The sequence below is a fragment of the Stenotrophomonas sp. GD04054 genome (genome assembly GCF_029836955.1).
Classification (GTDB): Bacteria; Pseudomonadota; Gammaproteobacteria; order Xanthomonadales; family Xanthomonadaceae; genus Stenotrophomonas; species Stenotrophomonas maltophilia_A.
The window spans coordinates 1-19,361 of sequence record NZ_JAOECR010000042.1; the positions used below are offsets into that span (position 1 = coordinate 1).

13 protein-coding genes are annotated in these 19,361 nt (G+C 68.4%); 8 read left to right on the forward strand and 5 right to left on the reverse strand.

Features of this window, described 5'->3' with window-relative positions:
• Nucleotides 1–626, reverse strand: a 626-nt coding sequence (locus N7573_RS16920; RefSeq protein WP_279943228.1) for a YceH family protein, incomplete at its 3' end; no start/stop codon positions are given.
• 101 nt (nt 627–727) lie between these two features.
• Here N7573_RS16920 and N7573_RS16925 point away from each other — a divergent pair.
• The 4 genes from N7573_RS16925 (at nt 728) to plsB (ending at nt 6,384) form a co-directional block, all read left to right on the forward strand.
• Nucleotides 728–1,651 carry a 5'-nucleotidase, lipoprotein e(P4) family gene (locus N7573_RS16925; protein WP_279913660.1) on the forward strand — a complete coding sequence of 308 codons (924 nt, stop codon included), beginning with the start codon at nt 728–730 and terminating at the stop codon, nt 1,649–1,651.
• Nucleotides 1,648–2,373 (forward strand): orotidine-5'-phosphate decarboxylase, encoded by a 726-nt coding sequence (pyrF, locus tag N7573_RS16930; protein WP_032128688.1) that lies wholly within the window; start codon nt 1,648–1,650, stop codon nt 2,371–2,373. Before N7573_RS16925 ends, pyrF begins: the two co-directional genes overlap by 4 nt.
• 424 nt (nt 2,374–2,797) lie before the next feature.
• Nucleotides 2,798–3,748 (forward strand): hypothetical protein, encoded by a 951-nt coding sequence (locus N7573_RS16935; RefSeq protein ID WP_277778873.1) that lies wholly within the window; start codon nt 2,798–2,800, stop codon nt 3,746–3,748.
• Nucleotides 3,748–6,384, forward strand: coding sequence for a glycerol-3-phosphate 1-O-acyltransferase PlsB (gene plsB, locus N7573_RS16940; RefSeq protein ID WP_032128690.1), 2,637 nt, complete (start codon nt 3,748–3,750; stop codon nt 6,382–6,384). The genes N7573_RS16935 and plsB overlap by 1 nt, the downstream gene beginning before the upstream one ends.
• 100 nt (nt 6,385–6,484) lie before the next feature.
• On the opposite strand, the gene N7573_RS16945 is transcribed toward plsB, so the two are convergent.
• Nucleotides 6,485–6,688, reverse strand: a complete 204-nt coding sequence (locus N7573_RS16945) for a YdcH family protein (RefSeq protein WP_005421068.1) — start codon at nt 6,686–6,688, stop codon at nt 6,485–6,487.
• Between the two features lie 91 nt (nt 6,689–6,779).
• Between N7573_RS16945 and ttcA the strand changes: the two genes are divergently transcribed.
• From ttcA to N7573_RS16960, 3 genes are read left to right on the forward strand one after another with little or no spacing between them, the layout of a single operon-like run.
• The gene (gene ttcA / locus N7573_RS16950; RefSeq protein ID WP_180843176.1) at nt 6,780–7,700 is read left to right on the forward strand and encodes a tRNA 2-thiocytidine(32) synthetase TtcA; all 921 of its coding nucleotides are present in this window, start codon (nt 6,780–6,782) and stop codon (nt 7,698–7,700) included.
• A 36-nt stretch (nt 7,701–7,736) separates the two neighbouring features.
• Complete coding sequence (locus N7573_RS16955) at nt 7,737–8,642, forward strand: recombination-associated protein RdgC (RefSeq protein WP_005411825.1); 906 nt, start codon at nt 7,737–7,739, stop codon at nt 8,640–8,642.
• A 59-nt stretch (nt 8,643–8,701) separates the two neighbouring features.
• Nucleotides 8,702–9,481: a SprT family zinc-dependent metalloprotease gene (locus N7573_RS16960; RefSeq protein ID WP_032128692.1), complete on the forward strand. Its 780-nt coding sequence runs from the start codon at nt 8,702–8,704 to the stop codon at nt 9,479–9,481.
• 449 nt (nt 9,482–9,930) lie between these two features.
• On the opposite strand, the gene N7573_RS16965 is transcribed toward N7573_RS16960, so the two are convergent.
• Nucleotides 9,931–10,797, reverse strand: coding sequence for a methylglyoxal synthase (locus N7573_RS16965; RefSeq protein ID WP_279913415.1), 867 nt, complete (start codon nt 10,795–10,797; stop codon nt 9,931–9,933).
• Between the two features lie 167 nt (nt 10,798–10,964).
• Between N7573_RS16965 and N7573_RS16970 the strand changes: the two genes are divergently transcribed.
• On the forward strand, nt 10,965–13,373 hold the full coding sequence (locus N7573_RS16970) for an ATP-binding protein (protein ID WP_277778875.1): 2,409 nt from the start codon (nt 10,965–10,967) through the stop codon (nt 13,371–13,373).
• Here N7573_RS16970 and N7573_RS16975 read toward each other — a convergent pair.
• Both N7573_RS16975 and gltB read right to left on the reverse strand, forming a co-directional pair.
• On the reverse strand, nt 13,359–14,804 hold the full coding sequence (locus N7573_RS16975; RefSeq protein WP_014035469.1) for an FAD-dependent oxidoreductase: 1,446 nt from the start codon (nt 14,802–14,804) through the stop codon (nt 13,359–13,361). The genes N7573_RS16970 and N7573_RS16975 overlap by 15 nt on opposite strands.
• Before the next feature lie 90 nt (nt 14,805–14,894).
• Nucleotides 14,895–19,349 (reverse strand): glutamate synthase large subunit, encoded by a 4,455-nt coding sequence (gene gltB, locus N7573_RS16980; protein WP_279913414.1) that lies wholly within the window; start codon nt 19,347–19,349, stop codon nt 14,895–14,897.
• Nucleotides 19,350–19,361 lie beyond the last annotated feature (12 nt).

A 19,361-nucleotide genomic window follows, 5' to 3' on the forward strand; every position in this document is an offset into this window, starting at 1 on the left:
GCCTGCAGCTCGGCCACGGCCGCTTCCAGCTGGGCCACGCGCTCGGCCAGGCCGGGATCGGCCGCGTCGCTGCCACCGCCGCTGCTGGCGTACCTGGCCGCAAGCGCCGCGCCATCCACTTCACCGCACAGCAGGTGCATGTAGCGGTCTTCGCGCTGGCCGCTGGCGCGCGGCAACACCACCAGCAGCGCGCGCTGCTGCAGGCGCTCGATGGCGTGGCGGGCTTCGTCGGCGTCGGCGAAGCGGTGCAGGCGCTCGCTGCGCGTGACCAGTTCGCCCAAGGTCTGCGGCCCACGCAGCAGCAGCATCGCCAGCAGCACGGTCTGCTGCCGGGTCAGGTCCAGCGCGGCCTGCAGGCGGTGCTCGTAGCGGTCTGCGCGCGAGGAGAAGTGCTGGCGGGCCAGGCCCAGTGTCTCCAGTTGGCGCAGCGCGTGCTGCACGCTCCCGGCGTCGACGTTCATCACCGGCTCGCGGGCGGTCTTCTGGTTGGCGGCCGACTGGGCGGCGTTGACCGTCAGCGGGTAGGTGTCCGGGGTGGTCGCCTCCTTCTCCACCAGGCAGCCCAGCAGGCGGGCCTGCACGGCGTCGAGCAGGGGGACGTCGGGGGTCTGGGCGGAATCGGTCATGGCGGCCTCCGGAAGGGCAACGGGTCAACCGCCAAGCATAGCCGTCCCCGGGCCGGCTTTGCCGGTAAAATGCGCCGGTATATCTGATTGCCGGTGAATCCATGCGTCGTCCCGTTTCCCTGTCCCTGACCCTGCTCGCCACCGCGGCGCTGGGCCTGTCCGCCTGCAAGCGCGTGGATGTGCCTGCCGCCGAAGCCACTGCGCCGGAGGCCCCGGCCGCCGCTGCCAAGGCCGATGGCGCGCTCGATGCCACTGCCAACGACAACCTCAATGCGGTGCTGTGGATGCAGCGTGCGCAGGAGTACAAGGCGATCACCGAGCAGACCTACCGTGCCGCCGCCGACCACCTGGATGCCGCGCTGAAGGAAGCCCACTGGGATGCGCTGGTGCCGGAAGAACGCGGCAACGAGGCCAAGGGCCTGAAGCCGGCCGTGGTGCTGGACGTGGATGAGACCGTGCTGGACAACTCGCCCTACCAGGCGCGCCTGGTCCGCGACGGCAAGGAATACGACGAGCTGACCTGGGACCAGTGGGTGGCCGAAAAGAAGGCCAAGGCCATTCCGGGCGTGGTTGATTTCGCCAAGGCCGCCAACGCCAAGGGCGTGACCCTGCTGTACATCTCCAACCGTGCCGTGCACCTGAAGGACGCGACCCTGGCCAACCTGCGCGAGCAGGGCCTGCCGGTGGCCGATGACAGCGTGTTCCTGGGCCTGGGTACTTTGGTCGAAGGCTGTGAGCAGGCCGGCAGCGAGAAGAACTGCCGCCGCCGCCTGGCCGGGCAGAAGTACCGCGTGCTGATGCAGTTCGGTGACCAGCTGGGCGACTTCGTGGAAGTGACCGCCAACACCAATGAAGGCCGTGACGCCCTGCTGCAGCAGTACCACGACTGGTTCGGCGAGCGCTGGTGGATGCTGCCGAACCCGACCTACGGCGGCTTCGAGCCGGCGCAGTTCAACAACGACTACAGCCAGTCGCGCCAGGCCCGCCACGACGCCAAGCGCGCTGCGCTGGACTACGCGCCGTGAGCCGCGCGCCGCTGCCGCTGCGCGATGACGAGCGCCTGATCTTCGCGCTGGACGTGCCGGACCGCGTGCAGGCGCTGGAGTGGGTCGACCGCCTCGGCGACAGCGTGGCGTTCTACAAGATCGGCATGGAACTGCTCGCCTCCGGCGAGTACTTCCAGGTGCTGGACGAGCTGGCCCGCCGCGACAAGCGCGTGTTCGTCGACCTGAAGTTCTTCGACATCCCGGCCACCGCCGCGGCGGTGATCAAGCGCCTGTCGCAGTGGCCGGTCAGCTACGCCACCATCCACGGCTGGCACCCGGCGATGATGGAAGCCTGCGCCGCCGCCAACAGCAGCGACATGCGCCTGCTGGCGGTGACCGTGCTGACCTCGATGGGCCGCCCGGACCTGGCGCAGATGGGCATCGACCGTGAGCCGGTGGACGTGGTGGTCGAGCGCGCGCTGGCCGCGCAGGCGGCCGGCATCGATGGCGTGATCGCCTCGGGCCAGGAAGCCGGCCCGATCCGCGCCGCTACCGGCGCCGGGTTCTCGATCGTCTGCCCGGGCATCCGCCCCGGTGGCCCGGTCGGCGATGACCAGAAGCGTACCGTTGGCGTGGCCCAGGCCTTTGCCGATGGCGCCGATGCCATCGTGGTCGGTCGCCCGATCCGCCTGGCCGCCGATCCGCAGGCCGCGGCCCGGGCCATCCAGCAGGAAATCGCGTCGGCGTTGGCTACGCGCTGAGATTCCGCTGCGCAGGCTGCAGGCCCGAACGCCATCCCGACCCGCGCGGGATGGCGTTTTTGCATCCGTCCAGCAAGCGGTTGTGCCCGAATCGCCGCAAAACCTGCCGTAGATTTCATGGCCCCGGCGCAAGGCATCAGGCAAATCAATAAAATCAATAATTTAGGCTGCACTACGTAAAGTTTTGCCTTAACTTGAGCGGCAGCGTAGGATCGCCGCCATCCGGTCCTCGGACCGGACATGTGCCACAACACTGTCCACCGGCCCTGCGCCGGCTTGAAGAGCCTGTGATCCTCGTGATCCCGGCTCTTTTTTTATTCCGATCAGTGACTTGCACAAGCAACCGCGGAAACCGTGACGTCCCGGCTTGCCGCTGTCACCTCGCAGGCCGCAAGATGCGGACCGGTCCGGGGAGTCCGAGTGCATGAGCGTGGCAGTGCGAGGAAGGTCTGCGCGTGGATGGGGGCTGGCAGTCATGCTGCTGGCCGTGGCCGCGTGCCGTGAACCGGCCAACGATCCGGCCAGGCCGGCAGCCGAACCGGTTGCGGCGGTGCAGGCGATGGCCCTGCGCCTGGCCGAGGACGATCTGGTCGGCTATGCAAAGCTGTCGGTTCCGCCCAGCCAGTACCAGCGCCTGCAGCAGGCCTGGGCCGAGGGCCACAGCCAGTGGCCGCTGACCGAGCTGCCGCTGGGCGACCAGCTGCTGCCGATGCTGGCCGCACTGCGCACGCCCAATGCCGGTGCCGAACTGCAACGCAGCTTCGACCGCCAGCTGGCAGGCCAGGCCAGCGCGGTACGCCAGGCGGCGCAGTCGATGGGCAACTTCGGCGTGCAGTACCTGCGCCACCAGAAGGGCTATACGCCCGGCCAGCAGGCCCATTACATCGCCCTGGTGGAAACCCTTGCCAGCTGGGCGCAGGGCGCGCCGATCAGTGACCGTGCGCGTGCACGCAGCACGATCGCCGCGCTGGTGGGTGCCGCCGGCAAGGTTGGCTTCGACGATGAGGCCGGCCTGCAGGCCGCGGGCATGGAAGGCAGCCTGCAGCAGCTGGCGCCGTTCATCCATACCCTCAAGGCGGTGCTGGGCAGCTACGGGTTGGGCGTGGATGACGCACTGCGCAGCGTGCGCGGTGAACTGCTCTCGGTGGAGGGCGACAACGCGCTGGTACGCCTGCACTACGACCTGGCGGGGCGTGAGATGACCCTGCAGCTGCCGCTGAGCCGCCGCGAGGGCCACTGGTACCTGACCCGCACCCTGGCCGACACCGACGCGCTGCTGCGCAAGGCCGACGCGGCCCGCGCCGCTGCGTCGCCGTCACCGGCTGAAGCCCCCGCCGAGGGTGGGGAAGCGGCAACGCCGCCGCCTAAGCCATAATGGCGCCGATGTCGAAACAGAACCCGCTGCCGTTCCCCGGCGAAGAATCCCAGTCGACGCCCGCCGATACGGTGCCGGCGTCCCCCTCGACCGGTACCGGCCCGAACCCGGTACCGCCGCCCGCGCACGCGCGTCCGGCTGGCCGCCGCCCGCTGTGGGCTCGGCTGCTCGGCCGTCTGGTCGAGCCGTGGCTGTCGCTGAAGATCGAACCGGAAGACCCGGGCCAGTACAACGATGGCCGCCCGGTCATGTACGTGCTGGAGGACTACGGCCTGTCCAATGCGCTGATCCTGGACAAGGCCTGCCGCCAGGCCGGCCTGCCGTCGCCGCTGGTGCCGCTGGCCGGTGACCCGACCGGCCGCAAGCGCGCCTACCTGGCGCTGTCGCGGCGCAGCTCCAGCAACTCGCTGATTCCCGAACAGCGCGGCGCCAAGACCCATTCCGATTCGCTGGCCAAGGTCCTGCAGGCCCATCGCGTGCGCGATGACCTGGACGTGCATCTGGTGCCGGTGTCGATCTTCGTCGGCCGCGCGCCGGACAAGCAGAGCGGTTGGTTCGCCGTGCTGTTCTCGGAAAACTGGGCGCTGGTCGGCCGCTTCCGCCGCCTGCTGGCGGTGCTGCTCAACGGCCGCAGCACCATCGTCCGCTTTGCCCCGCCGATCTCGCTGCGCAGCACCGTGGACGAAGGCCTGGAGCCGGAGCGCACGGTGCGCAAGCTGCAGCGCGTGCTGCGTACCCATTTCCGCCGCATTCGTGAATCGGTGATCGGCCCTGACCTGTCGACGCGGCGCCTGCTGGTCGACCAGGTGCTGGCCGCCGAACCGGTGCGCGAAGCGATCGCCGCACAGGCCAAGCGCGACAATTCGAAGCCGGCCGATGCCTGGAAGAAGGCACACGCCTACGCCTGGGAAATCGCCGCGGACTATTCCAGCCCGGTGGTGCGCTCGGCCAGCTTCATGCTCAGCCACGTGTGGAACCGCATCTATGCGGGCGTGCTGGTGCACCACCTGGACAAGTTCAAGGCCGCCGCGCCGGGCCACGAAGTGGTCTACGTGCCCAGCCACCGCAGCCACATGGACTACCTGCTGCTGTCCTACCTGCTGTACGACCGTGGCATCGTGCCGCCGCACATCGTGGCCGGCATCAACCTGAATCTGCCGGTGGTCGGCACCCTGCTGCGCAAGGGCGGTGCGTTCTTCATCCGCCGCTCGATCCGTGGCAACGCGCTGTACTCGGCGGTGCTCAGCGAATACGTCGCGCAGCTGGTGGCCGGTGGCTACTCGCTGGAGTACTTCGTCGAAGGCGGCCGCTCGCGTACCGGCCGACTGCTGCAGCCCAAGGGCGGCATGATCTCGATGACGCTGCGCGCGTTCCTGCGCCAGCCGCGCAAGCCGGTGCTGTTCCAGCCCATCTACATTGGCTACGAGAAGCTGATGGAGGGCGGCAGCTACCTGGACGAACTGTCCGGCCGGCCGAAGGAAAAGGAATCGATCTGGTCGCTGCTGTGGGGCATCCCCAAGGTGCTCAAGCAGAACTACGGCCAGGTGGTGGTGAACTTCGGCGAACCGATCGCACTGAACGACGTGCTCGCCGAGAAGGCGCCGGAGTGGAAGGGCGAGGCGGTGTCCGAGGACGAGAAGCCGGCGTGGCTGTCGACCACGGTGGATACGCTGGCCGAACGCATCCAGGTGCGCATCAACGGTGCCGCCGACGTCAACCCGATCAACCTGCTGGCGCTGGCCCTGCTGTCCACGCCGAAGCATGCGATGGGCGAGGCCGACCTGATCGCGCAGATCGAGCTGTGCAAGACCCTGCTGGTCGAGATGCCGTACTCGGACCGGGTGACGGTGACCCCGCACTCGCCGGAGCGGATCATCGCCCATGCCGAGGAAATCAACGTCCTCACCCGCATCAAGCACCCGCTGGGCGACGTGCTCAGCGTCAGCGGCGATACCGCGGTGCTGCTCAGCTACTTCCGCAACAACGTGGTGCACCTGTTCACCGCCTCGTCGTGGGTGGCCTGCTGCTTCCAGAACAACCGCCGCATGAGCCGCACCGGCCTGGTCCAGCTGGGGCGTACGGTATACCCGTTCCTGCAGGCCGAGCTGTTCCTGCCGTGGAGCGAGGACGAGTTCGCCCAGCGCATCGACCGGACCATCGACGTGTTCGTGCGCGAAGGCCTGCTGCAGAACGTCAACGATGACGATGGCGGCATCCTGGCGCGCAACACCGGGCAGACCGACGAGGTGTTCCGCCTGCGTGCGATCGGCCATTCGCTGCAGCAGGCGTTCGAGCGCTATTACATCGCCATCTCGGTACTGGTGAAGAACGGCCCCGGCGTGCTCGGCGCGGCCGAGCTGGAAAGCCTGTGCCAGCAGGCCGCGCAGCGGCTGAGCCTGCTCTATGCACCGGCGGCACCGGAGTTCTTCGACAAATCCCTGTTCCGTGGCTTCATCCAGAAGCTGCGCGAGCTGCGCCTGGTGTGGCCGGACGAGAACAGCAAGCTGCTGTTCGACGAACGCCTGGATGCGTGGGCCAAGGATGCCAAGTTCATCCTCGGCCGCGAGCTGCGCCACACCATCGAACGGGTCAGCCCGGAAGCGGCACGCCCGGACGAGCCTGCGCCGCAGGATTGAAGGCAGTGCCGGGCCGTGCCCGGCGAACGGTATGCCAACCAAGGTTGGCATCTACCGGGGCGAAGCAGTAGATCCACGCCATGCGTGGATGGGCCACCGCTCAGGCCGGCTCGTCGGGAATCTGCAGGCTTTCCAGCCTAGCGATGCAGTCCTTCAGCTGCAGCTTGCGCCGCTTCAGGCGCTTGGCTTCCAGTTCGTCCTCGCCGTTGGCGGCCATGCGGGTGATCTGTTCATCCAGCAGGCGGTGCTCGGCGCGCAGGGCGGCGAGGTGCTCGACGATCTCGGCGGGGCTGTAGGTGTCCACAGCCTCCGAGCATACACAGCGATGATGACTGCCGGGAGAGGGGAATCCCGACCCCCGGCCGTGGCCGCTCCGAGCCGTTAGAATGGAACCCATGAGTGCCGTGATTTCCCTTCCCGATCCCCAGCCGCGCGCCGCCCGTGATCCGCGCGTGGCCGAGCGCGAGCAGCACAAGCTGGCCAAGCGCCTGCGCCGCCAGGTCGGCGAGGCGATTGCCGACTTCGGCATGATCGAGGCCGGCGACAAGGTCATGGTCTGCCTGTCCGGCGGCAAGGACAGCTACACCCTGCTGGACGTGCTGCTGCAGCTGCAGAAGAAGGCGCCGGTGCCGTTCGAGCTGGTGGCGGTGAACCTGGACCAGAAGCAGCCGGACTTCCCCGAGCACGTACTGCCGGAATACCTGGCAGGCCTGGGCGTGCCGTATCACATCATCGAGCAGGACACCTATTCGGTGGTCAGCCGGGTCATCCCGGAAGGCAAGACCATGTGCTCGCTGTGCTCGCGGCTGCGTCGTGGCGCGCTGTACAACTACGCCGAGACCCACGGTTTCACCAAGATCGCGCTGGGCCATCACCGTGACGACATGGTGGCCACGTTCTTCATGAACCTGTTCCACCACGCCAAGCTGTCGGGCATGCCGCCGAAGCTGCGCAGCGATGACGGCAAACACGTGGTGATCCGGCCGCTGGCCTATGTGCGCGAAAGCGACATCGTCGAGTACGCACAGGCACGCCAGTTCCCGATCATTCCCTGCAACCTGTGCGGCAGCCAGGAGAACCTGCAGCGCCGCCAGGTCGGCCTGATGCTGAAGCAGTGGGAAAAGGACCACCCGGGCCGCATCGAGCAGATCGCGCGTGCCATGGGCGAAGTCCGGCCCTCGCAGCTGGCCGACACCACCCTGTTCGACTTCATGGCGCTGGGCCGTCGCGACGACGCGCCGCTGCCCGACGCCCATGCCTGGCTGGCCGGTTCCCCGGCCGACGCCGACGCAGATCCCGAGACGCCCACCGTTTAAGGTCGGTCGCCCTTCCTCTTTGCCATCCGGAATTCCATGTTCTTTCGCAACCTGACGTTCTTCCGTTTCCCGACCACCACCGATTTTTCCGAAGTCGACACCCTGCTGCCGCACGCCCTGCTGAAGCCGGTCGGCGCACTGGAAATGAATTCGCGCGGCTTCATCTCGCCGTTCGGCCGCGAGGAGAAGGAACTGCTCTCCCACCGCATCGCCGAACATCTGTGGCTGACCGTGGGCGGCGAGGACAAGATCCTGCCGGCGGCGGTGGTCAACGACCTGCTCGAGCGCAAGCTGGAGGAGATCGAGGAGAAGGAAGGCCGCCGCCCGGGTGGCCGCGAGCGCAAGCGCATGAAGGACGACCTGCTGCATGAACTGCTGCCGCGCGCCTTCGTGAAGTCCTCGCGCAACGACGCCTTCATCGACCTGCAGCACGGCTACGTGGCGGTGGATACCTCCAGCCGCAAGACCGGCGAGTACTTCATGTCCGACATCCGCGGCCTGCTCGGCAGCTTCCCGGCGATGCCGCTGAATGCCGAAGTCGCGCCGCGCTCGATCCTGACCGGCTGGATCGCCGGCGAGCCGCTGCCGACCGGGCTGAGCCTGGGCGAAGAGTGCGAGATGAAGGACCCGGTGGAAGGTGGCGCGGTGGTCAAGTGCCAGCACCAGGAACTGCGCTGCGACGAGATCGACAAGCACCTGGACGCCGGCAAGCAGGTGACCAAGCTGGCGCTGATCTTCGAAGACAACCTGTCCTTCGTGATCGGCGACGACCTGATCGTGCGCAAGCTGAAGTTCCTCGACGGCGCCCTGGACCAGCTGGAGCATGCCGACGAAGACGGCCGCCGCGCCGAGTTCGACGCCCGCTTCGCCCTGCAGAGCGCCGAGATCCGCCGCCTGTTCCTGTTGCTGGAAGAAGCCTTCAAGCTCAGCAAGGCTGACTGAACAGGCAGCCCGACGGCCGCCGGTCATCCGGCGGCCCGAAGCGGCGCTATGCTGGGCGCATGAGCCGTCTGCTGCGCCGCCTGATCAGCCCGACCCCGCCCGCCACCGTACAGCGCGACACCGTTCGCCTGCGCCTGGAGGATGCCGAGATCGAGGTGCTGCGCGTGCGCGATCCACGTGCGCGCCGCATCAAGCTGAGCGTGGACGAGCGCGGCGCACGCTTGACCCTGCCGCCGCGCGCAAGCCTGGTGATGGGCGAACGCTTCCTGGAACAGCACCGCGACTGGCTGGCACTGCAGCTTCGCCAGTACCAGGGCCAGGGCCTGCCAGCACCGCTGCAGCCGGGCGAAGACGGCGTGCTGCCCCTGCGTGGCGAACTGCTGCCGCTGCGCTGGCAGGAAGGCCGCTACGCGCGGCTGGAGATCGACGCGCACGGCGCCTGCGTGCAGTGGCCGACCCGCGGCGGTGATGCCACCCTGCGCCGCCTGCTGCGCGAGTTCTACGAAGCCCAGACCCGCGCCGACGTCGGCCGCTGGCTGCCGAAGTACCTGCCCACCCTGCCGCGCGCACCCAGCCGCCTGCGCCTGAAGGTGATGTCCTCGCAATGGGGCTCACTTGCCCCGGACGGCAGCATGGCACTGGACCTGGCGCTGGTGCTGGGCCGATCCGAGGCGTTCGAGTACGTGCTGGTGCACGAACTCTGCCACCTGATCCAGCCGAATCACTCACCCGCGTTCTGGCACGAAGTGGAACAACGCTTCCCCGCCTGGCGCGAACAGCGCGACTACTTCCAGCTGGAAGGGCGACGCCTGAAGGCGATGCTTCGGCAACTGCTGTAGCGCCAGCGCTACAGCAGTTGCCCACGCATTCTTCCTCTAGCCCCGCCTTCGGCGCGCCCCTTCAACAGAAGGGGCGTCACTCCAGACCGCGTGCTGAGCAGTCGAGCAAGCTCGACGCTACAGAAGCGCGCGCAGCGCGCGACCCGCTTCCGCTCTTGCTCTTCTTTCTCTCTTCCGTGGCTGGACACGCACGGAAACTGTCTGAGGCCGGGCGGGTGAGCCATGCAGGGGCGTTGGCGCCATGGAGGGCGCCATCGAGCTTACAAGGGTGAAGGCGCTTTGCTTGCGAAGCACTGCTTCGCAAGCGCCTGAACGCACAGCCGCCAGCGGCTGGGCCGGGCCCCGGAGGGGGACTTGCAGCGACCCCTGCGCAATCCACCCCGCCCGGCCAAGCACGGCTTCTGATCTGAACGACCCGCCACGAGGGGCTCAGCCGTTGGCCGAAACCCTCACCCCGCCCGCAACGCCGCCGCTGCCGCCCACCGCGCCGCCACCCGCGGCGCCGTAATGCACACCGCCTGATCGGTCACCGTCGTCACCGCGCGCTCCAGCAGCTGGATATCCGCCTCATGCTGGCGCGCCACATGCGGATCCTCGAAGAAGATCGCGCGCTGGCAACGCCCCTCCAGCACCCGGTCGGAAATCTGCGCATCACCGCCCATCGGGCCGCTCTGGTAGCGCGTCACCCACGGCGTATCACGCGGCCAGCCCCGGCTCCAGGCCAGCTCGTTCAAACGCTGGCCGGTGGTCCCGGTGGCCACCCGCTCACCGAACCGGGCCAGCACATCGAAGTGCTCATCGGCGAAGGCCAGCATCGCCGGCTTCATCGCATCGTGCGCGATCAGCGCCAGCGTCTGGCCTTCGAACGCATGCAGGTCGTCGGCGCCGGCATCGGCTGCCAGCCCGGCGTGGACGCGCTCCACCTCCACCCAGTCGCGTGCGGTGGCCACGGTCGAAATGAACGGCTTGCCGTGGATCACGCACTGCCGCTTGAGCGCGGTTGCTTCCGGAAACACCGAGGATGGATCGACCGGGTCGATCAGGTAGATCGCGCCATCCAGTGTCCGATCCGGACCCATGCCAACGACTTCGGCGACCAGCTTCATCAGGCCACCCTGGCGTCCGTAGGGATAACGGTGCAGGCCCGCGTACCCGGTCAGGAAGCCCTGCCGTTCGATCGCGTCATGGGTGCGGCCGACCGCATGCAGCGACACGCCCAGCTCGCGCAGGCCGGCCTCGCTGCTGCGCAGCCAACGGAACAGCGCAGCGCGCGCGTCGTGGTGATGAAGACGGTTGGCAGCCAGGCCGATGCGCATCGAACGCTCCGCAGGTACGGGTGAAGGCGGCAGTGTATGTCGGCATTCCCCCATCTGGATGCTTTTACAACTTTCTTCATTGCCGTCGGCCCGGGCGTCGATAGCGTGGCAGGCAGCGGTACCGCAGCGCGGCCGTTCCTTCCGCCCGCGAGATGAGGATGCCTACCGTGAATGTCGCCGGCTTCCCGGCAGCCATTGCTGTCATGGCCAGCCTGCTGCTGCCTGCCGCGGCCTCCGCCACGGGCTGCAGCACACCGCTGCGCATCGCCTGGCCGTCCGACCGTGCTCCTTTGTCGTCCAGCGAACAGGGCGAAGCCCGGGGGCTCGGCGCGGCGTACCTGAAGCTGCTGGGCGGGCAACGGCCACTGCAGCTGTTGCCCGTGCCGGCCACCAGCGTGGACCGGGACGAGCTGCCGGCCGGCACCCAGGCGCTGCTGGGATGGCCACGCTCGCAACTGCCTGCCGGATGGGTGGTCAGCACGCCCTACCTGCAGCTGCCACAGGTGATCGTGCGCCGGGAGGATGCGCCGCCGGTGCTGGGCCTGGAAGATCTACGTGGACGCATTGTGGCCAGCCCCAGCCGGGTGCCGCTGCAGGGGCTGCTGGCCGAGCAGGCAGCGGGTGCACAGCTGCTGCCTCCGGCAGCGCTGGACGATGCACTCCCGCTGCTGGGCACCGGATTGATCGATGCGGTGGTCGCCAACCTTGGCGACGTCGAGGCGGCGTTGCGCCGCTACCAGGGCGATGCACTGCTGATCGCCGCGCCGGCCGGTTTCGATGATGCCCTGGTGCTGGCGGCCACGCCCGCCTGCGCCGATGTCATCGCCGGCTTCGAACAGGCGCTGTCGCAGCTGACCGATACCGAGCGCGATCAGATCCGCGCGGCCTGGCTGCCGGACCGGCCGCGCAACGCTCCGTCATCGTCGCCCCTGCGCTGGCTGGTGCCGGCCTCGCTGATCCTGCTCGCCCTGGCGCTGGTCCATGCCTTCGGCTACTGGCGGGTCCATCGCGAGAGCGTGCGCCGCCGAGGGGTGGAGCAGCGCCTGCAGGAGGTGACCGCGAACCTGCCGGCGGTGGTCTACCAGGCGCGTCGTTCGGCGGGCGGCCACTACAGCTTTCCGCAGATCGCCGGGGACGTGCAGGCCCTGTTCGGAATCAGCGTGGAGACCGCGCGGATCGATCACCAGCGGTTGTTGGCCGCGGTCCACCCGGAAGACCGCAACCAGGTGATGGCCTGCGTCGAGATGGCTGCATTGGCGCGTGGCCCGATCGACGTCACCTTCCGCACCCGCTCGCCACAGGGCTGGCGATGGGTGCGCTCGCATGGGCGGCCGTTGTCCTGCGACGACAGCGACGTCGAGTGGAGCGGCTACTGGATCGACGTCAGTGAGGTGCAGTCACGTACCCGTGCGTTGGCCGAAGCGCGCCGCGAGGCCGAGCAGGCGGCACAGGCCAAGGCGCACTTCCTGGCAACGATGAGCCACGAGATCCGCACCCCGATGAGCACGCTGCTGGGCATGCTTGAACGGCTGGCGGGCAGCAGGCTGGAGCCGCGCCAGCAGCAGGTGCTGGCCACCGTCGATGATGCCGCGCGGATGCTGCGGCAGATCCTCGACGATGTACTGCACAGCCAACGCCTGGAGGGCGCACCACTGCAGCTGCGGCCCACCGACCTGGCGGCACTGGTGCGCGCGGTGCAGCAGCTGCTGATGCCGGTGGCCGCCAGCCGAGGCCTTCACCTGCAGGTGGTGCTTGATCCGGAGATGCAGCCGGGATCGCTGGCCGATGGCCTGCGCCTGCGCCAGATCCTGTTCAACCTGGCCGGCAACGCGTTGAAGTTCACCCGGCACGGCCACGTGGAGCTGCAGGTGCAGGTACTGCAGCAACGTGACTGGGGCCAGCGGCTGCGCCTGCAGGTAAGCGACAGCGGCGTGGGCATCAGCGAGGAGCGCCAGCAGGCGGTGTTCGCTGCCTATACACAGGCGGAGCGCTCGACCACGCGGCGCTTCGGCGGCAGTGGGCTGGGCCTGGCGATCTGCCGTGAGCTGGCGATCTCGATGGGGGCGGAGCTGCAGCTGCGCAGCTCACCCGGGAAGGGCACCACGGTGTGGCTGGATCTGGACCTGGATGCCTGTGAGGCACCCGTGGCAGCGCCCGCGCCGGCGGTTGCGGACGAGCGTCCATTGCCGGCGGCGCGCGTGCTGATGGCTGAAGACCATCCCACCAACCTGCATCTGCTGGAGCAGCACCTGTGTGCGCTCGGGCTGCAGGTCCACGCCTGTACCGATGGACGGTCGGCGCTTGAAGCATGGCAGGCGCAGCCGTTCGACCTGGTCATCACCGACTGCCACATGCCGGGCATGGATGGCTTCGCGCTGGCACGGGCGATCCGTGCCGATGCCTGCCCGGCGCGTGCGCAGGTGCCGATCATCGCGCTCACCGCCAGCGTGATGGAAAGCACCCGCGAAGCCTGTCGTGCGGCTGGCATCGACCACTTCCTGGCCAAGCCGGTGGAGCCGCACGCACTGCGGGCGCTGCTGGCGGCATTGCTGGTACCGGACTCAGTGGGCCAGTAGCCGCACGATGCTGGCGGCGGCATCGCGGCCTTCGGCCACGGCGGTCACCACCAGGTCAGCACCGCGCACCGCGTCACCACCGGCGAACAGGCGTGGATGCGCGGTCTGGAACGGCAGGCGGTCCTTGCCGCCGGCCACGATGCGGCCGTTGGACTGGCCTTCCACGCCCAGCTCGGCCAGCCACGCCGGCACGCTCGGCGAGAAGCCGAAGGCGATGATCACCACGTCCGCTTCCAGCAGCGATTCACTGCCTTCGATCGGCACGGCGTTCTGGCGGCCGTTGGCATCGGGCTCGCCCAGCCGGGTTTCGACTACGGTCACGCCGATCACTTCGTCATCGGCACCGGCTTCGATCGACAGCGGCTGCCGGTTGAACAGGAAGCGCACGCCTTCTTCGCGGGCATTGGCCACTTCGCGCGCGCTGCCGGGCATGTTGGCTTCGTCGCGGCGATAGGCACAGGTGACCTTGGCCGCGCCCAGCCGCACCGCGCTGCGCACGCAGTCCATGCCGGTATCGCCGCCACCGAGCACCACCACGCGCTTGCCGTTGAGGTCGGGCAGGGCAATGGTGTCTTCCCAGCCGGCAATCGGCCGACCCTTCGGGTCATCGCCGCCAACGATGCGGCTGTTCTGTACCAGGAACGGCAGGGCCGGCAGCACGCCCTTCAGGTCCTGGCCGTCGAGACCGCCATCGGTGTAGCGGTAGGCACCGGTGCCGACGAACACCGCGTCGTGGCTGTCCAGCAGCTGCTGCACGCTCAGGTCACGGCCGATCTCCACGCCGAGGCGGAACTGCACGCCCATGCCCTCCAGCACTTCGCGGCGGCGGTGGATCACGTCCTTGTCCAGCTTGAAGCTGGGAATGCCGAACTGCAGCAGGCCGCCGATCTGCTCATAGCGGTCATAGACCACGGCGGCAATGCCAGCGCGGGCGAGGCGATCGGCGCAGGCCAGGCCGGCCGGACCGGCGCCGATCACCGCTACGCTGTGGCCGCTGGGCTGCACCGCGCCCAGATCCGGGCGCCAGCCGCTGGCCAGCGCGGTATCGACGATGTACTTCTCCACCGCACCGATGGTGACCGCGCCGAACTCCTCCAGCGTGCAGCTGCCCTCGCACAGGCGATCCTGCGGGCAGACCCGGCCGCACACTTCCGGCAGCGGGTTGGTGCTGTGGCACAGCGTGGCGGCTTCATGGATGCGGTTCTCCTGCACCAGCTGCAGCCACTGCGGAATGGCGTTGTGCACCGGGCACTTCCAGCTGCAGTAGGGGTTGCCGCAGTCCAGGCAACGGCCGGCCTGGTACTGGGCGTCCTCCTTGCCGAACTTGCCATACAGCTCGCCCCAGTCGCCGGACGTACGCAGTTCCACCGGAATGCGCTGCGGCATGGTGCGGGGCAGGTCGAGGAACTGGAAGGCGTGCTTGCGGCTCATGGCGGGCTCTGGAATGCGGGGGGGGAACGTTGCCGGCCAGCGGCCGGCACTACGTGATCCTGGGATGCCGGCCAGCGGCCGGCACTACCGTTACGCGGCGCGTCGCAGGGTTTCGGTCAGCGACTCGATGCTGGCGGCCTTCGGTTTGACCAGCCAGAACTTGCCGATGTAGTCGCGGAACTCGTCCAGGATCTGCTGCGCCCAGATGCTGCCGGTCAGCTCGCGATGGCGGCCGATCAGGCGGTGCAGGTGCTGGCGGTAGTTCTCGAAGCCTTCGGCGGACACGCGATGGATGTCGATCAGCTCGTGGTTGTAGCGGTCGACGAAATCGCGGTCGACGTCCAGCACGTAGGCCAGCCCGCCGGTGAAACCCGCACCGAAGTTCAGGCCGACCTTGCCCAGCACCAGCACCACGCCATCAGTCATGTACTCGCAGCAGTGGTCACCGGCGCCTTCCACCACCGCCAGCGCGCCGGAATTGCGCACGGCGAAACGTTCGCCGGCACGACCGGCAGCGAACAGTTCACCGCCGGTGGCACCGTACAGGCAGGTGTTGCCGATGATGGCGGTGCTGCGTGCCTCGAAGCGGGCGCCGCGCGGCGGACGCACCACCAGGCGGCCGCCGGCCATGCCCTTGCCCACGTAGTCGTTGGCTTCGCCTTCCACCTCCAGGTGCAGGCCACCGACGTTGAACGCGCCGAAGCTCTGCCCGGCACTGCCGCGGAAGCGCAGTTCCAGCGGTGCCTCGGCCATGCCCTGGTTGCCGTGTGCGCGCGCCACCGCACCGGCCAGGCGGGTGCCGATGCTGCGGTCGGTGTTGTGGATCAGGAAGCGGTGTTCGCCACCGCGCTTGTGTTCGATGGCCGGGGCCAGCAGGCCGTCCATCTGCGTGGCCAGGCTGTCCGGCGATTCGTACAGGCGCTGCGCGGCACAGTGGCTGCCCTCGTAGCGGCTGTCGGCCAGCAGGCGCGACAGATCCACGCGCACGCCGTCGCGCGGCGCGGCGTCGATCTGCCGCAGCAGGTCGGTACGGCCGACGATCTCTTCCAGCGAACGCGCACCCAGGTACGACAGCCAGCCACGCACTTCCTCGGCCAGCAGGCGGAAGAAATTCTCTACGCGCTCGGGCTGGCCGGTGAAGTGGTTCTCGCGCAGGCGCTCGTCCTGGGTGGCCACGCCGGTGGCGCAGTTGTTGAGGTGGCAGATGCGCAGGTACTTGCAGCCCAGCACGATCATCGGTGCGGTGCCGAAGCCGAAGCTGTCCGCGCCCAGCAGCGCGGCCTTGACCACGTCCAGACCGGTCTTCAGGCCGCCGTCGGTCTGCAGCAGGGTGCGCCCGCGCAGGTCGTTGGCCAGCAGTGCCTGGTGTGCTTCGGCAATGCCCAGTTCCCACGGCACGCCGGCATAGCGGATCGAGCTGACCGGTGACGCGCCGGTACCGCCATCGTGTCCGGAAATGGTGATCAGGTCCGCACCGGCCTTGACCACGCCGGCGGCAATCGTGCCGACGCCGGCATGGCTGACCAGCTTCACCGACACCAGCGCGGTCGGGTTGACCTGCTTGAGGTCGTAGATCAGCTGCGCCAGGTCTTCGATCGAATAGATGTCGTGGTGCGGCGGCGGCGAGATCAGGCCGATGCCTGGACGCGCGTAGCGCAGCCGCGCGATCAGCTCGTTGACCTTGTGCCCAGGCAGCTGGCCGCCTTCGCCGGGCTTGGCGCCCTGCGCGACCTTGATCTGCAGCACTTCGGCATTGACCAGGTATTCGGCGGTGACGCCGAAGCGGCCCGAGGCCACCTGCTTGATCTTGCTGCGCTTGGCGGTGCCATAGCGGGCGGGATCCTCACCGCCTTCGCCGGAATTGCTGCGGCCGCCCAGGCGGTTCATCGCAATCGCCAGCGCCTCGTGTGCTTCTGGTGACAGCGCACCGAGACTGATCGCCGCGGTATCGAAGCGCGGGAACAGCTCGCTGACCGGCGCCACGTCATCGAGTGGTGTCGGCGCAGCGGCCGGCACCAGTTCCAGCAGGTCGCGCAGTGCCGACGGCGGACGCGCGTGCACGGCATCGCAGTACTGCTGCCAGGCACGCGGATCGCCGCTGCGCGCCGCGCGCTGCAGGGTGGTCACCACGTCCGGGTTGTACATGTGGTACTCGCCGCCGTGCACGTACTTCAGCAGGCCGCCGACATCCACGTCCTGCTGCGCGTCCCAGGCCTGCGCGCACAGCTCGCGTGCGTCGGCATCCAGGCGCGCGAAACCGGCACCACCGATGCGCGAAGCGGTATCCGGGAAGCACAGGTCCACGACTTCCGGTTCCAGGCCGATGATCTCGAACAGCTGCGCGCCGCGGTAGCTGGCCACGGTACAGATGCCCATCTTCGAGATGATCTTCGACAGGCCCTTGTAGACGCCCTTCCGGTAGCGGCGGCCGATCTGCGACTGCTCACCGCCCTTGCTGAGCTTGAGGATGCCGCGTCGGCCCAGGTCGAACAGGGTCTGGTAGGCCAGGTACGGGTACACCGCGGTAGCGCCGAAGCCGAGCAGGCAGGCCATGTGGTGCGGGTCGCGCGCGGTGCCGGTCTCGACGATGAGATTCACGTCGCAGCGCAGGCCCAGCCGCGAGAGGTGGTGGTGGATGGCGCTGGTGGCGAGCAGGGCATGCACCATCGGCCGCCCGGCCACCGGGTAGCGGTCAGACAGCAGCAGCATCACCATACCCTCGCGCGCGGCCTGTTCGGCCTCGGCACAGATGCGCTCGATGCCGGCGCGCAGGCCCTCGTCTTCGCTGTAGGACAGGTCCAGCAGGCGGTTGGCCTGCACGTACTGGTCCATCTTCAGCAGCTGGCGCAGCTTGCGCTGGCTGAGCACCGGCGAATTGAGGATGACGTGGTTCACCGTCTCCGGGCCGGCATGGAAGATGTTGGTCTCCTTGCCGAGCTGGGTGGACAGCGACATCGCGCAGTCTTCGCGCAGCGGGTCGATCGGCGGGTTGGTGACCTGCGCGAAGGCCTGGCGGAAATAGTCGTACAGTGGACGGCTGCGCTGGCTCAGCACCGCCATCGGCGTGTCGTCGCCCATCGAACCGGTGGCTTCCTGCTCGGTCTCGGCCAGCGGTCGCAGCACCTGCTCCACTTCCTCGCTGCTGAGCTGGTAGAGCTTGTGGTAGCTGCGCAGCGTGCCTTCGTCGAAGGGTTCCTCCACCAGCGAGGGATCGATAAGTTCGGTCTGCAGGTAGGTCACGCCCTGCTGCAGCCATTGCTTGTACGGCGCGCGACCGCGGTTGATGCGGTCCACCGCATCGGAGTCGAGCAGGTCACCGCGCTTGAGATCGATGGCCACCATTTCGCCGGGGCCGAGCTTGCCCTTGCGCACCACGCGCTCGGTCGGCACTTCCCACACACCCGCTTCGGAGGCGACCAGAAAGTGGCGGTCGGCGGTCAGCATCCAGCGCGCCGGGCGCAGGCCGTTGCGGTCCAAGGTGCACACCGCATAGCGGCTGTCGCAGGCGACGATGCCGGCCGGGCCATCCCACGGTTCGCTGTTGAGGCCGTGGAATTCGTAGAACGCGGCCAGGTCCGGGTCCTTGAATTCCAGCGACTGGGTGGCCGGCGGCACCAGGATGCGCAGCGCCTGGATCAGCTCCATGCCACCGGCCACCATCAGCTCCAGCATGTTGTCCAGGCTCTGCGAGTCAGAGCCGTGCATGGAGATGACGGGGTCGAATTCACCGATATCGAAGCGCGGCGTCTTCCACACCTTGCTGCGCGCCTGGGCCCAACGCCGGTTGCCTTCGATGGTGTTGATCTCACCGTTGTGGGCGAGCATGCGGAACGGGTGCGCCAGCGGCCAGCGCGGCAGCGTGTTGGTGGAGAAGCGCTGGTGGAACACGATCGCGCTGGAGGCCAGCTCGCGGCGCTGCAGGTCCGGGAAGAAGCGGCTGAGCTTGTCCGGCAGCACCATGCCCTTGTAGCTGATCGCATCCGGGGTGAGGGTGGTGACGTAGAAGTCGGCGTGTTCGCGCAGCTGCTGTTCGCTGCGGCGACGGGCCAGGAACAGCGCCAGCGCGAAGCCGGCATCGTCCTGGCCGATGCCGGCGTCGACGAACACCTGCTCGATGCGCGGCAGCGTGTCGCGCGCCAGCTGGCCGCAGACGCTGTCATCGGTGGGCACCTCGCGCCAGCCGGCGACCTTGCAGCCGACCGCTTCCACCTGCGCCTGCAGCTGCCCGCGGCAGGCCTGCGCCGCGTCGGCGTCGTGCGGCAGGAACACCAGGCCGGCGGCGAAACGCGCAGCGACCGCGATGCCGGCTTCGCTGGCCAGCAGTTTCAGGAACGCATCGGGGCGGCGCAGCAGCAGGCCGCAGCCATCGCCGGTCAGGCCATCTGCGGCGACACCGCCACGGTGGGTCATGCGCGAAAGCGCGGCGATGGCGGTATCAACCAACAGGCGCGATGGTTGATCGTCGAGCTGGGCGACCATGCCAAATCCACAGGCATCGCGCTCGGAGCGCGGGTCGTAAAGCCCTTGGCGGTTGCGGGGGGCCATCTCTACCTCGAT